The sequence below is a fragment of the Burkholderia sp. Bp9143 genome, assembly GCF_003853645.1.
Classification (GTDB): Bacteria; Pseudomonadota; Gammaproteobacteria; order Burkholderiales; family Burkholderiaceae; genus Burkholderia.
Genome location: NZ_QTPO01000025.1, coordinates 49364 through 63807, shown reverse-complemented (window position 1 = coordinate 63807; position 14444 = coordinate 49364). Strand labels below are relative to the sequence as shown.

Below are 14444 nucleotides of genomic sequence, written 5' to 3'. Positions count from 1 at the left end.
CCACAGTATCGAAGCTCGAGTCATTCTCGGATACTGTATTTTCTGCGAAAAGCCATTACGGTTCGGCATGACTTTCGATCTCCGACAATTGCGTGCGTTCACGACCATCGTCGCGTGCGGCAGCCTCGGCCGCGCGGCCGACGCGCTGCACGTGACCCAGCCGGCGCTGAGCCGGATCCTGAAGCGGCTCGAGGACCAGGTCGGCGCGCCGCTGTTCGAGCGCCATTCGAAAGGCGTGCAGCTGACCGCGTTCGGCGAGGCGCTGCTGCCGCACGCGACGCTGCTGCAGCACGAGGCCCAGCACGCGCGCGAGGAACTCGACGCGATGCGCGGCTTCGCGAAGGGCACGATCAAGGTCGGCACGGTGGGCAGCATCGCGAGCCTCGTGCTGCCGGTCGCGGTCGGCCGCGTGCTCGACCGCTGGCCGAACCTGCGCGTCGAGATTCTCGAAGGCGTGTGGGACCGGCTCGCGGAAGGGCTCCACACGCACGAGATCGATCTCGCGCTGTCCGCGCACGGGCCCGACACCGACGAGATCGTCGCGATTCCGGAGTGCCGCTGGAAAGATCGCAGCCATATCGTTGCGGCGCCGCAGCATCCGCTGCGCGCACTCGGCCGCGCGCCGACGCTCGCCGACACGCTGCACGCGCGCTGGGCGATTCCGCCACGCGGCACCGCGCCGTTCGACCACATGCGCGCGACCTTCGACGCGCACGGGCTCGCGCTGCCCGACATCGCGGTCGAGACGCGCTCGGTCACGACGCTGAAGAGCCTCGTCGCGCACGCGGGCTTCCTGAGCTGGATGGCCGAACCGATGTACGGCGCCGAACAGCGCGCCGGCACAATCGATACGCTGCCGGTGCGCGAGGTCGTCGCGGTGCGCACGCTCACCGCGTTCCGCCGCCGCCACGGCATCCTGCCGGGGCCGGCCGGCAAGCTGCTCGACGAACTCGTCGCATTGACGCGCGACGGCCGCTGACGCCCGTCCCCGCCGTCGACAAGCGGCGCAAGCGACGCGCGCGCCGCCGCGGCGCACCATCGAAATGCCGTGTCCCCGCCTTGACTTTCGTTCGCCCGAATACGATCATTCGTTCACACAAAGAGCAATTGATCGAATTCGACAGGAAAGACTGGCACGAACAGGAGACACCGGATGAGCGAATCGTCCTCCGCCCACGCGCCCGTGCTGCTGCACATCGGCGCAGGCTCGTTTCACCGCGCGCACCAGGCGTGGTATCTGCATCGCGCGAACGCGGCCGTGCCGGCCGACGAACGCTGGTCGCTGACCGTCGGCAACATCCGCGACGACATGCGCGCGACGATGGACGCGCTCGCCGCCCAGCACGGCGCGTACACGCTCGAAACCGTCACGCCGCAAGGCGAGCGCGCCTACGAAACGATCCGCGCGATCTCGCGCGTGCTGCCGTGGTCGATCGACCTCGCCGCGCTGATCGATGCCGGCGCCGATCCGGCGTGCCGGATCGTGTCGTTCACCGTCACCGAAGGCGGTTACTACCTCGACGAACACAACCGGCTCGACCTCGCGAACGCCGATCTCGCGGCCGACCTGCAGGGCGCGCGCACGACGCTGTACGGCGCGCTCACGGCGCTGCTCGCCGAGCGCGTGACACGCGGCGCGGGCCCGCTCACGCTGCAGAGCTGCGACAACCTGCGCAACAACGGCGCGCGCTTTCGCGCGGGCATGCGCGAATTCCTCGAACGGCGCGGCGAGGCCGGCCTGCTCGCCTGGTTCGATGCGAACGTCGCGACGCCGAGCGCGATGGTCGATCGCATCACGCCGCGCCCGACCGCCGACGTGCGCGAACGCGTGCGCGCGGCAACCGGCGTCGACGACGCGTGTCCGGTGATGGGCGAATCGTTCATCCAGTGGGTGATCGAGGACCGCTTCGCGGCGGGCCGGCCGCGCTGGGAGCTGGCCGGCGCGGAACTGGTCGACGACGTGCATCCGTACGAGGAAGCAAAGATCCGCATCCTCAACGCGACGCACAGCTGCATCGCGTGGGCAGGCACGCTCGCGGGCCACACGTATATCCACGAAGGCACGCACGACGCGGCGATCCGCCGCTTCGCGCACGACTACGTGACGCAGGACGTGATCCCGTGTCTCAGCCCGAGCCCGCTCGACCTCGAACGCTACCGCGACGTCGTGCTCGAACGTTTCGGTAATCCGTACGTGCTCGACACGAACCAGCGCGTCGCGGCCGACGGTTTCTCGAAGATTCCCGGCTTCATCGCGCCGACGCTCGTCGAATCGTTCGCACGCGGCGCGGCGCCGGTCGCCACCGCGGTGTTGCCGGCGCTGTTCCTGCGCTTTCTCGAACGCTGGGCGCGCGGCTTGCTGCCATATGCGTACCAGGACGGCGTGATGGACGACGGCGCCGCGCGGGCGATCGTCGAGGCCGACGACCCGGTCGTCGCATTGTGCGCGAGCCGCGCACTGTGGGGCGCGCTCGCCGGCAACGCGGCGCTGTTCGAAGCGCTGCGCGCCGGGCTCGCGCGCGTCGACGCATGGCTCGCGCAGCGCTGAGGCGCGGCGGACCACGGCCAGGCAACCGGCCGCCCTCGAGCGGCCCCGCATCCGGGCGAACCTGCGTTGGCAGGCGCGCGCGCGTGCGGCTAAAGTAGCGGCTCCTCACTGACGGAACGGATCGCTCATGTATCTCGGCATCGACCTCGGCACCTCGGAAGTGAAGGTGCTGCTGCTTGCCCCGGACGGCACCGTGGTCGGCACCGCGGGCACGCCGTTCAGCGTGTCGCGGCCGCACCCGCGCTGGGCGGAACAGCATCCGGACGACTGGTGGCAAGGCACGCTCGCCGCGCTCGCGGCGCTGCGCGCGCGGCATCCGCAGGCCTTCGCGCAGGTGCGCGGGATCGGCCTGTCCGGGCAGATGCACGGCGCGGTGCTGCTCGGGCGCGACGATCGCGTGCTGCGCCCAGCGATCCTGTGGAACGACATGCGCAGCGCCGACGAATGCGCACTGCTCACCGAACGCGCACCCGATCTGCACGCGCTGGCCGGCAACCTCGCGATGCCCGGCTTCACCGCGCCGAAACTGCTGTGGGTCGCGAATCACGAACCGGACGTGTTCGCCGCGACCGCGTGCGTGCTGATGCCGAAGGACTACCTGCGCTTCCGGCTCACCGGTGCGAAGGTGTCCGATCCGTCCGACGCGGCCGGCACGCTGTGGCTCGACGTCGCACGCCGCGACTGGTCCGACGCACTGCTCGCCGCGTGCGACATGACGCGCGACCAGATGCCGCGCATCGTCGAAGGCAACGCGCCGTCCGGCACGCTGCGCGCGGACGTCGCGCGCGAACTCGGGCTGTCGGAGGCCGTCGTGGTGGCGGGCGGCGGCGGCGACAACGCGACGAGCGCGCTCGGCATCGGCGCGATCCACGCGGGCGACGGCTTCGTGTCGCTCGGCACGTCGGGCGTGCTGAGCGTGGTCGGCGACCGCTTCATGCCGAATCCCGCATCGGCCGTGCATGCGTTCTGTCATGCGATCCCCGATCGTTGGCAACTGATGAGCGTCGTGCTGTCGGCCGCGAGCTGCCTGCGCTGGGTCTGCAAGCTGACGGGCACCGACGAGCCGGCGCTGCTCGCCGAAATCGAGGCGCTCGACGCGGACGCGCTCGCGACGGCGCCGCTGTTCCTGCCCTACCTGTCCGGCGAACGCACGCCGCACAACGATCCGTATGCGCAGGGCGTGTTCTTCGGGATGACGCACGCGACCGAACGCGCGCATCTCGGCTACGCGGTGCTGGAAGGCGTGACGCTCGGCCTCGCGGACGGCCTCGATGCGCTGCACACGGCCGGCGTCGAAACCGACCGGCTGTCGCTGATCGGCGGCGGTGCGCGCAGCGCGTTCTGGGCGCAGCTGATCGCCGACGCGCTGAACGTGCGCACGCGCCAGCACGGCGGCGGCGAAACCGGTGCGGCGCTCGGCGCGGCGCGGCTGGGCTGGCTCGCCGTCGGCGGCGATCCGCATGTCGTGCTGACCAAGCCGCCGGTGCGCGCCGAATACGCGCCCGACGCCGCCCGTCATGCGCTGCTGCGCGAGCGCCTCGACGCATTCCGCGCGCTGTATCGCCACGTGCGCCCGCTTTACGAACCGTCGCGCGCGCGGCTCGCGTAAGCGCCGCCGCAGCGACGCGCCGTGGCCGTCGGCCGCGCCCGGCATGCGTTACAGTGGATGCCGTTGCGCCGCCCGACGGCCGGCCCGCGGGGCGGCCCCCAGATCCAAACCGAACCGCTATCGTGTCCAAGTCCTCAGAAAAACTCGATCTCGCCACGCGTGCCGCGTGGCTCTACTACGTCGCGGGCGACACGCAGAACGAAATCGCCGAGAAGCTGCAGGTGTCGCGCCCGGTCGCGCAGCGCCTCGTCGCGTTCGCGGTCGAGAAGAACCTGATCCGCGTGCGCGTCGATCACCAGCTCGCCGACTGTCTCGACCTCGGCGCGCAACTGTCGAAACGCTACGGGCTCGCGATGTGCGAAGTCGTGCCCGTCGATGCCGATGCACCCGAAGCGATCGACCGCAAGCTCGCGGTCGCCGGTGCGCAGGTGATGGAGCGCTACCTGAACGAAACGCGGCCGATGGTGATCGCCGTCAGCAGCGGCCGGACGCTGAAGGCCGCGGTCGCGCAGATCGCGCAGATCGAGCGGCCGCAGCACCGGCTCGTGTCGATGGTCGGCGCGATCGCGGCCGACGGCTCGTCGAACCGCTACGACGTCGCGCAGTACATCTCCGAGAAGACCGGCGGCAAGCACTTCCTGCTGCCCGCGCCGCTGTTCGCCGACAGCGACGCCGAGCGCGCGCAGTGGTGCAATCACCGGCTGTACCGGATCGTCGACGCGCTGTCGGCCGAGGCCGACGTCGCGTTCGTCGGGATCGGCAACATCGGCCCGCACTGCCCGCTCTACGAGGACGGCTTCATCACCGAACAGGAACGCGACGAGATGACCGCGCTCGGCGCGGTGGCCGAACTGCTCGGCGTGCCGATCGATGCGCAGGGCAGGCTGATCGACGTGTCGACGAGCGCGCGCGTGACGAGCGTCGCGCTCGACGCGCCGCCGAAGCGTCCGACGATCGCGTTCGCGGGCGGCCCGAAGAAGCGCGACGCGGTGATCGCCGCGCTGCGCGGCGGCTGGCTGTCGGGGCTCGTCACCGACGAGACCTGCGCGCGCGCGGCGCTCGAGGCGAAGGCGGCCTGACGCCGCTGAACGGGCGCGCCTGTCGTCCGCCCCCTGCGGCGCACGGCACGCGCGACGAACGCGCATCCTGCCGTGCGCCCGTGCATCACGCCGCCTTCGCGTGCGCGCTCAGCCGCCGGAACGCCTGACCCTGCTCGTCGAACAGGTGGCAGTGCTCGGCCTGCGCGTACACGTGCAACGCCTCGCCGGTGCGGTACGTGTCGAGCGGCGGAATCCGCGCGATCAGCCCGTCCGGTGCGACGGCCGACTCCGCATACAGATACGCGGCATCGCCGAGCGATTCGACGGCCATCGTCCGTGCCGCGACGCCGGTCGCCGCCTGCCCCACCAGCAGATGCTCGGGCCGCACGCCGACGGTCACGGCCGCGCCGCGCTGCAGCGCCGCCGCATCGACCGCGACGCGCTGCGTCTCGCCGCTGCCGAAGCGCACCAGCACGCCGGTCGCGTCGGCCGACTCGACCGTGCCCGTCAGGAAATTCATCTTCGGCGAGCCGATGAAGCCCGCGACGAACTGGTTGGCCGGCGCGTGGTACAACGCGTTCGGCGTGCCGACCTGTTGCACCGCGCCGCCCGACAGCACGACGATCTTGTCGGCGAGCGTCATCGCCTCGACCTGGTCGTGCGTCACGTAGATCATCGTCGTCTTCAGCTCGTCGTGCAGCCGCGCGAATTCCAGCCGCATCTTCACACGCAGCGCGGCGTCAAGGTTCGACAACGGCTCGTCGAACAGGAACACCTTCGGCTTGCGCGTGATCGCGCGGCCGATCGCGACGCGCTGCCGCTGGCCGCCCGACAGCTGCTTCGGCTTGCGGTCGAGCAGATGATCGATGTGCAGGATCTTCGCGGCCTGCTTCACCGCCTGGTCGATCTCGGGTTTCTTCGCGCCGGCGAGCTTCAGGCCGAACGCCATGTTGTCGTACAGCGTCATGTGCGGATACAGCGCATACGACTGGAACACCATCGCGATGCCGCGCTTCGCGCTCGGCACGTCGTTGACCTTCGCGCCGTCGATCAGCAGGTCGCCGCTCGAGATGTCCTCGAGCCCGGCGATCATCCGCATCAGCGTGGATTTGCCGCAGCCGCTCGGCCCGACGAACACGACGAATTCGCCGTCGGCGATGTCGAGGTTCACGTTGCGCAGCACTTCGGTGTCGTCGTAGCGCTTCGCGATGTTGCGCAGGAGCACGCTTGCCATGGTCTGTCTCCGTTCGTTCGTGATGCGCCGCGTTCGATGCGGCGCGCAATCGTTGCTAGTTCGGCAGCACGGCGCCCGTCGCCTGCCAGCGCGCGACGTAGCCGGGCAGTTCGTGCATGTCGTCGAATACGTGACGCGCGCCGATCCCGCGCAGCGCGTCGATCTGCGCGGCCGACGCATGCCCGCCGCCGACGAAGCCGAGCACGGTCATGCCGGCCGCGGCGGCCGCGGTGATGCCGGTCACGCTGTCCTCGACGACGAGGCATTGCGCGGGCACCGCGCCGAGCGCGCGCGCGGCCGCGAGATACACGTCGGGCGCCGGCTTCGGCCGCGCGACGGAATCCGCGCAGAACAGCCGGTCGCCGAAGAAGCGCGCGAGGCCGGTGCGCGCGAGCGCCGCCTCGACGTACGCGCGGTAGCTGTTGCTCGCGCACGCTGTCGTCAGCTCGAGCGCCGCGAGTGCCGTATCGATCCCGTCGACCATCGGCGCGTTGACGGCCGCCGCCTCGACCGCGCGGCGGATCGCGTCGACGTCGTCGGCCGTCAGCGTGCGGCCGACGGCCTCGCCCGCGCCGGCCAGCACGCGCTCGATGCGCAGCCCGAGCAGCGGCATCACCGCCGGCCGCGCGTCGACGCCCGGCCAGCGCGCGTCGAGCTCGCGCACGATCACGTCGGCGGCGACGGCCTCGCTGTCGATCAGCACGCCGTCGCAATCGCAGATCAGCACGTTCACCCCATGACCGGCCGCGCTCATTTGACCGCCCCGAACGTGAGCCCGCGCACGAGCTGCTTCTGCGACAGCCAGCCGACGATCAGGATCGGCGCGACCGCGAGCAAGGAAGCCGCGGAAAGCTTCGCCCAGAACAGCCCCTCGGGACTCGAGTAGGACGCGATGAACACGGTCAGCGGCGCGGCGTTCGAGCTCGACAGGTTGATGCTCCAGAACGCCTCGTTCCACGACAGGATCACGAGCAGGAGCGCGGTGGACGCGAGCCCCGGCAGCGCCATCGGCATCAGCAGGTAGACGATCTCCTGCCACGTCGACGCGCCGTCGATGCGCCCCGCCTCGAGGATGTCCCTCGGGATCTCGTTGAAGTACGTGAAGGTCATCCAAACCGCGATCGGCAGGTTGATCAGCGTGTACACGATCACGAGGCCCGACACGGTATCGAGCAGCCCCGCGTTCTTCCATAGCAGGTAGATCGGCACGAGCACGCCGACCGACGGCATCATCTTGGTCGACAGCATCCACAGCAGCACCTTCTGCGTGCGGTGGTTCGGGAAGAACGCCATCGCGTAGGCGGCCGGCACCGCGAGCAGCAGCGAGATCACCGTGACGCCCGCCGAGATCAGCACCGAGTTCCACGCGAACGCGAAGTAGTTGCTGCGCGCGAACACCTCGCGGAAGCTGTCGAGCGTCGGCATGAAGAACAGCGTCGACGCGTACGCCTGCTGCTCGGTCTTGAACGCGGTGATCGCCATCCAGAAGATCGGGAAGAACAGCAGCAGTGCGAGCAGCCACGCGAGCGCGCCGGGCAGCGCGCGCCGCACGAGGTCGAACGGGGCCGGCGCACGCCGGCCTTCGAGAGTCACGTCGCTCATTTCTCGTACTCCCCCTTCAGGTTGCGCGCGAGCATCCGCACCAGGAAGAACGACACGACGTTCGCGACCACGACGGCGATGATCCCGCCCGCGGATGCGAGGCCGACGTCGAACTGCTGCAGGCCGAGCGCATAGATCAGGTACGACAGGTTGGTCGTCGCATTGCCCGGGCCGCCGCCCGTCGTCGTGTAGATCTCCGCGAAGATCGACAGCAGGAAGATCGTCTCCATCATCACGACCACGGCGATCGCGCGCTTCAGGTGCGGCAGCGTGATGTAGAAGAACATCGCGATCGGGCCCGCGCCGTCGATGCGCGCGGCTTCCTTCTGCTCCTGGTCGAGCGACTGGATCGCGGTGAACAGGATCAGGAACGCGAACGGCAGCCACTGCCACGCGACGATGATGATCACGGCGGTGAGCGGGTAATCGGCGAACCAGTCGATCGGCGTCATCCCGAGCGCGCGCATCGCGTTCGCGACGAGCCCGTACACCGGATGCAGGATCATGTTCTTCCAGATCAGCGCGGCGACCGTCGGCATCACGAAAAACGGCGCGATCACGAGCAGGCGCGCCACGCCCTGCCCGTAGAACTTGCGGTCGAACAGCACGGCCATCAGCACGCCGCCGACCACGGTGATCGCAAGCACCGCGCCGATCAGCACGAGCGTGTGCCAGATCGCGGGCAGGAACGACGGATCGGTCGCGAGGAAGCGGTAGTTGTCGAGACCCGCGAAGCCCTTCACGTCCGGGTTCAGCAGGTTGTAGCGCGAGAACGAATACCAGATCGTCATCGCGAGCGGAATCGACATCCACAGCAGCAGCACCGCGACGGACGGCGACACGAGCCAGCTGGCGCCGCCGCGCGCGCGGCGCGGCGCGCCCGGCGGCGACGACGCGTCGCCGACCGACGGCGCGTGGCTCAGGGGAAGACGTAAATGACGCATGATCGGAGTCCCTCCGGTTGAGGCGCGGGCGCGAACGGGCGGCCCGCCTTTCTGCTTCGGCGACGTGCACCGTGCGCGGCGGCGCGCACGGTGCGGGCCGCGTTACTTCTTGTAGCCGGCCTGGCGCACCGCGCGGTCGGCGGCAGCCTGCCCGGCGGCCAGCGCCTGGTCGACCGTCATCTGGCCGGCCACCGCACCCGCGATCGCCTGGCCGACCACCGTGCCGAACGACTGGAATTCAGGAATCCCGACGTACTGCACGCCCGTGTACGGCACCTTCTTCAGCGACGGATCGTTCGGGTCGGCCGTCTCGATCGCCTTCAGCACGAAGTCCGAGAACGGCGCCGCGGCCTTGTACTCGGGGCGCTGGTAGGTCGACGCGCGCGTGCCCGGCGGCACCGACGCCCAGCCTTCGTCCTTGCCGACCATCTCGATGTACTGCTTCGACGTCGCCCACGCGATGAACTTGCGCGCGGCGTCCTGCTGCTTCGACGTCTTCGGCACGGCCAGCGCCCACGCCCACAGCCAGTGCGAGCCCTTCGGCGTGGCGGCGACCGGCGCGGCCGCGAAACCGATCCTGTCGGCGACCTGCGACTGCTGTTTGTTATAGAGCATCCCGGCCGCGACCGTCGCGTCGATCCACATCGCGCACTTGCCCGAGGCGGTCAGGGTCAGGTTCTCGTTGAAGCCGTTGGAGCTCGCTCCCGGCGGACCGTCTTTCTTCAGCAGGTTCACGTAGAAACCGATCGCCTTCTTCCATTCCGGCGACGTGAGCTGCGCGTTCCAGTTCTCGTCGAACCAGCGCCCGCCGAACGTGTTCACGACCGTCGACACGTACGCCATGTTCTCGCCCCACCCGGCCTTGCCGCGCAGGCAGATCCCGTAGGTGCCCTTCGACTTGTCGGTGAGCTTGTCCGCGAACTCGGCGATCTGGTCGTAGGTCGGCTGGTCGGGCATCTTGAGCCCCTTCGCCGCGAACAGGTCCTTGCGGTAGAACGTCATCGAGCTCTCGACGTAGAACGGCAGCGCATACAGCTGGCCGTTGTACGACAGGCTGTCGCGCGCCGTCTTCACGATGTCGTTCAGGTCGTAGTCGGCGGGCAGCCCCGTCATCGGCGCGAGCCAGCCGCGCTTGCCCCACTGCGGCGTCTCGTAGGTGCCGATCGCCATCACGTCGAACTGGCCGCTGCCGGTCGTGATGTCGGTGGTCGCGCGCTGGCGCAGCACGTTCTCCTCGAGGATCACCCAGTTCAGCTTGATGTCCGGGTTCGCCTTCTCGAACGCCGGCGACAGCTTCTTCAACTCGATCATGTCCGGGTTGTTCAGCGTCGCGATCGTCAGCGTGCCGGCGGACGCCGCGCACGCGGCCGTCGCGAGCGCGGCTCCGGCGAAGCGGCGTACGGCGGCATCGAGCATCTTTCGTTGCATGGCATGTCTCCTGTGATTGTTCGAACTGTCGTCGGTGTTGCGTGTTTCCTGTTGCTGCGTTTCCTTCGCGACCCGTCACGCCGGCCGCTGCATGCCGCACGCGCGCGCATAGTGCGCGATCACGTCGCGTATCCGGTGGCGCACCCACGCGCGCGGTTCCTTCGCGAGGCCGCCCGCGCGACACGCCGCATACACGTCCGGCAGCCACTGCGCGACGAGCGTTTCGGGCACCGGCTGCCGCGCGAGGTTGTCGAACAGTTGCTCGACCGCCGCCGCGACGGCCGGCTGCAGCCAGTAGTAGCGGATCCGGTCGCTGTAGCTGAACTGGCGCGCGAGCCGCTGCTCGGTTTCGTCGCCGCGGTAGTACGGTGCCCAGTGCTCGGGCTGTGCGCGCATCGCGGCGTCGACGACGTCGCGCAACCGCGAGCGCTGCGCGACGTCGTCGATCAGCGCGTCCTCGATGAAGGTAAGCGCGAACAGCGCCTCGCGCAGCGCGAAGGTCAGCGCGGGGCCGACCTTCAGCACCGCGAAGTGGTCGCGCACGAGCGCGGCGAGCGCGCCTTCGGTCTGGTAGTCGGTCGAATGCGCTTCGAATACGAGGCGTGGCGTGCGCAGGATGCTCGCGCCGAGCGACGCGGCCTTCGCACTGTCGTAGTCGAGCACGTGGCGATCGTCGAAGTCGACGCCCGGCTGCGCGACGATCGCGACGACACGCGTCCATGCGTCGTCGAGCCCGGCCGCCGCGAATGCGCTGCGGTGCGCGTCGAGCGTCGCCGCGATGCTGTCGCTGCGCGTGACCGCGATCCGCGCGATCGCGTCGCCGCCCGCGTCACCCGCCACTTCGCCGCCCGGCGTCGGCACCTCGGTGCCGATCACGTAGACGGGCGCGACACCGGCGCGCGCCGCCGCGTCTTCGGCCGCGCGGCACAGCTCGGCCGCGCGGGCGGCGATCGTCCGGTCGTCGAGCCGCACCGGATCGTCCACGCACGCCATGCTCGCATCGAGGTGGATCTTCTCGAAGCCGGCTTCGACATACGCGGCGACCATCGCGGCCGCCTCGCGCATCGCGTCGGCCGCGCGACGGTGCCGCCACGGGTTCGGGCCCAGATGGTCGCCGCCGAGCACGAGCGCCGACGGCGCGAGCCCGCAGCGCTGCGCGATCGCGTCGACGTCGCGGCGGAAATCGGCGGGCGTCATGCCCGTGTAGCCGCCGAGATGGTTCACCTGGTTGCAGGTCGCCTCGATCAGGAGCGGCGAGCCGTCCGCGCGCGCGGCCTCGCATGCGGCCTCCAGCACGAGCCGGTGCGCGCTGCAGATCGAATAGATGCCGCGCTGCGCATCCGCGCGGTTCGCGTCGAAGATCATCCGCAGCACGGCGTCGGCATGCGCGCTGCGTGGGCGCTCGGCGACGGGGGTCAGGCCGGACATGCGACACCTCGTTCGGTCAGGAAACGGTCGATCTCGGCCGCGCTGCTGTTGCCCTCCATCGGGCCGCGCCGCGTGACCGCGATCGCGCCGGCCGCGTTCGCGCGGCGCAGCGCGACGTCGATCGGCATGCCGGCGACGAGGCTCGCGACCAGCGTGCCGCCGAAGCAGTCGCCGGCGCCGGTCGGATCAAGTTCGTCGACGGGATAAGCCGGCGCGTCGACGCGGCTCGCGCGATCGAACGCGACGCTGCCGGCCGCGCCGCGCTTGAGCACGACGCGCTCGAGCAGCGGATGCGTCGCGAGCAGCCCCGCGATCGCGCGTTCGGCCGGCTGCGGCCCGCAGAAGAACGGCAGGTCGGCCTCGCTCGGCAGGAACATGTGGCACGCGGCGAGCATCGTGTCGAGCGCCGCGCGCATCGGACGGAAGCTCAGCATCTCGGGCCGCACGTTCGGGTCGAACGATACCTTCGCGCCGACGCGCGCCGCCTCGATCACGCCGCGCTGCACCGCCGCGATCGCCGATTCGCTCGTCAGCGACGAGCCCATCACGTGGAAGTAGCGGCAGCCGTCGAACATCGCGGTGTCGACGTCGGACGCGTCGACGCACGCGGCCGCGCTGGTGGACAGGCTGAAGACGAAGCTGCGCGAGCCGTCGTCGCGGTAGGCAACGAACGCGGTGCCGGTCGGACGTGCGACGCGGCGGATGCGTGCGACGTCGACGCCGTCGCGCTCGAGCCGCGCGACGATCGCGTCGCCGAACGCATCGCGGCCGACGCAGCCCGCATAGGCGACGCGCGCACCGAGCCGCGCGGCCTGGTCGGCGAAGATCGCCGGCGCGCCGCTCGGGAACGGGCCCGAGAACAGGCCCGGCGTGTCGAAACCCTGGCCGCGCTCGGCGGCGACGAATTCGGCCAGCAGTTCGCCGGCGGCGACGATCTCGGCCATCAGGCGTGCCCTCGTTCGACGGCGGCCGCTGCGTCGCGGGCCGGCCGGCAGGTTGCGCGTGCGAGCGGTGCCATCTCAGCTCATCCAGTTGCCGCCGTCGACGTTCAGCGTCTGGGCGGTGATGTAGTCGGCGTCGGCCGACGCGAGGAACAGCGCGGCGCCCGTCAGGTCGCCCGGCACGCCCATCCGGCCGAGTGGCACGGCTTCGCCCACGAGCCGCTTCTTCTCGCCGAGCGGCCGGTTCTCGTAGCGCGCGAACAGCGCATCGACCTGCTCCCACATCGGCGTGTCGACCACGCCCGGTGCGATCCCGTTCACGTTGATCCGGTGCGGCGCGAGCGCGAGCGCGGCCGACTGCGTGTAGCTGATCACCGCGGCCTTGGTCGCACAGTAGTGCGAAACGAGTGCCTCGCCGCGACGCCCGGCCTGCGACGACATGTTGACGATCTTGCCGCCGCGCCCCTGCTCGACCATCCGCTGCGCGACCGCCTGCATCAGGAAGAACAGCCCTTTCACGTTGACCGCGAACAGCCGGTCGAACACGTCCCAGGATTCGTCGAGGATCGGGCGCATGTCGAACAGCGCCGCGTTGTTGAACAGGATGTCGATGCCGCCGAAGCGCTCGACGGCGGTCGCGACGATGCGCGCGATGTCGTCTCGGCGCGTGACGTCCGCGGTGACGGCCACCGCACGGCCGGGATGCGCCTCGATCAGTCGTGCGAGCGAACCGCTCGCCGGCTTCAGGTCGACCAGCACACAGCGCGCGCCCTCGTCCAGATAGCGTTGCGCAACCGCTTCGCCGATGCCGCTTGCCGCGCCCGTCAGGATCGCGACCTTGTCTTCCAGTCTCACTGGTTGTCTCCGGTTCGTTCTGCTGCACGAAGGCCGCGAGGTGAGCGAACGCTCGCTGGCCGATCAATTGCTCTGTAGTTGATCGAATGATCGGATACGCGATTCATGCTGTCAAGGCGACACGGCGGTTTTCGATGATGCGCTGCGGCACGGCCTTGCCGGGCGCCGGCCGGTGACCCGCGCCCGGCAAGGCGCGGCGGGCTGGGTGCGGCGCGGCTGAAACGGCGATGAAGGGGACGGAGCGCGTGCATCGGCAGGAATTCGGGCTGCACGGCAAGGAGATACGTTATATCATCGCCATACTTCGTTTCATTGCCTGCTTCACGCCATGGCCACCTCATCGCCCATCGACGCCCGGCTGTCCCGGGCCGACGCATTCGCCGCCGAGCACGGGCTCGCGTGGACGCCGCTGCGCCGTCAGGTCTACGAACGCGTGCTGGCCGCGCAGCGCCCGATCGGCGCGTACGACCTGCTCGCCGAACTCGAGCCGCAGCGCGGCCGCGTGCCGCCCACGACCGTCTATCGCGCGCTGGATTTCCTCGTCGAGCACGGCTTCATCCACCGGATCGAATCGAAGAACGCATTCTTCGCGTGCTGCGAGATCGGCGTGCCGCACGAAGGCCAGTTCCTGATCTGCGATTCGTGCGGCGAGACCGTCGAGATTCCGGGCAGCGACCTCGCGAAACAGTTGTCCGCGAGCGAGCCCGCACACGGATTCGAAGTCCACCACCAGGTCGTCGAGCTGAACGGCCTGTGCGGGCACTGCAAGGGCAAGCCCGCGCAACGCTGACACCGCACACGCGCGGCGCATGCGC

13 protein-coding genes are annotated in these 14444 nt (G+C 69.9%); 5 read left to right on the top strand and 8 right to left on the bottom strand.

Annotated features, from left to right (window positions below):
- Positions 1-67: 67 nt before the first annotated feature.
- From DIE23_RS19895 to DIE23_RS19880, 4 genes are all read left to right on the top strand, one after another.
- A complete protein-coding gene (locus DIE23_RS19895) occupies positions 68-979 on the top strand; it encodes a LysR family transcriptional regulator (protein ID WP_124613701.1) in 912 nt (303 codons plus the stop codon).
- A 174-nt stretch (positions 980-1153) separates the two neighbouring features.
- Entirely contained in the window at positions 1154-2548 is a 1395-nt protein-coding gene (gene dalD, locus DIE23_RS19890; protein ID WP_124613700.1) for a D-arabinitol 4-dehydrogenase, read from the top strand.
- 127 nt (positions 2549-2675) lie between these two features.
- Positions 2676-4157, top strand: coding sequence for a xylulokinase (gene xylB / locus DIE23_RS19885; protein ID WP_124613699.1), 1482 nt, complete (start codon positions 2676-2678; stop codon positions 4155-4157).
- A gap of 122 nt (positions 4158-4279) precedes the next feature.
- Entirely contained in the window at positions 4280-5236 is a 957-nt protein-coding gene (locus DIE23_RS19880) for a sugar-binding transcriptional regulator (protein ID WP_124613698.1), read from the top strand.
- 85 nt (positions 5237-5321) lie between these two features.
- Here the strand turns inward: DIE23_RS19880 and DIE23_RS19875 are convergent, their stop codons facing one another.
- The 8 genes from DIE23_RS19875 to DIE23_RS19840 all read right to left on the bottom strand — a co-directional run bounded on the left by DIE23_RS19875 (position 5322) and on the right by DIE23_RS19840 (position 13629).
- Positions 5322-6431, bottom strand: coding sequence for an ABC transporter ATP-binding protein (locus DIE23_RS19875; RefSeq protein WP_124613697.1), 1110 nt, complete (start codon positions 6429-6431; stop codon positions 5322-5324).
- 55 nt (positions 6432-6486) lie between these two features.
- Positions 6487-7185, bottom strand: a complete 699-nt coding sequence (locus DIE23_RS19870; RefSeq protein WP_124613696.1) for an HAD family phosphatase — start codon at positions 7183-7185, stop codon at positions 6487-6489.
- Complete coding sequence (locus DIE23_RS19865; protein ID WP_124613695.1) at positions 7182-8033, bottom strand: carbohydrate ABC transporter permease; 852 nt, start codon at positions 8031-8033, stop codon at positions 7182-7184. Before DIE23_RS19865 ends, DIE23_RS19870 begins: the two co-directional genes overlap by 4 nt.
- Entirely contained in the window at positions 8030-8977 is a 948-nt protein-coding gene (locus DIE23_RS19860; protein ID WP_124613694.1) for a carbohydrate ABC transporter permease, read from the bottom strand. The genes DIE23_RS19865 and DIE23_RS19860 overlap by 4 nt, the downstream gene beginning before the upstream one ends.
- Before the next feature lie 102 nt (positions 8978-9079).
- Complete coding sequence (locus DIE23_RS19855) at positions 9080-10405, bottom strand: sugar ABC transporter substrate-binding protein (RefSeq protein ID WP_124613693.1); 1326 nt, start codon at positions 10403-10405, stop codon at positions 9080-9082.
- Positions 10406-10480: 75 nt separating this feature from the next.
- Positions 10481-11833 carry a D-tagatose-bisphosphate aldolase, class II, non-catalytic subunit gene (locus tag DIE23_RS19850; RefSeq protein ID WP_124613692.1) on the bottom strand — a complete coding sequence of 451 codons (1353 nt, stop codon included), beginning with the start codon at positions 11831-11833 and terminating at the stop codon, positions 10481-10483.
- Entirely contained in the window at positions 11821-12777 is a 957-nt protein-coding gene (locus DIE23_RS19845) for a sugar kinase (RefSeq protein WP_124613691.1), read from the bottom strand. The genes DIE23_RS19850 and DIE23_RS19845 overlap by 13 nt, the downstream gene beginning before the upstream one ends.
- A 75-nt stretch (positions 12778-12852) precedes the next feature.
- Complete coding sequence (locus tag DIE23_RS19840) at positions 12853-13629, bottom strand: L-iditol 2-dehydrogenase (RefSeq protein ID WP_124613690.1); 777 nt, start codon at positions 13627-13629, stop codon at positions 12853-12855.
- Positions 13630-13957: 328 nt separating this feature from the next.
- Here DIE23_RS19840 and DIE23_RS19835 point away from each other — a divergent pair, with 328 nt between their 5' ends.
- Positions 13958-14419, top strand: a complete 462-nt coding sequence (locus DIE23_RS19835; protein WP_014896195.1) for a Fur family transcriptional regulator — start codon at positions 13958-13960, stop codon at positions 14417-14419.
- The last annotated feature ends 25 nt before the right edge of the window (positions 14420-14444 follow it).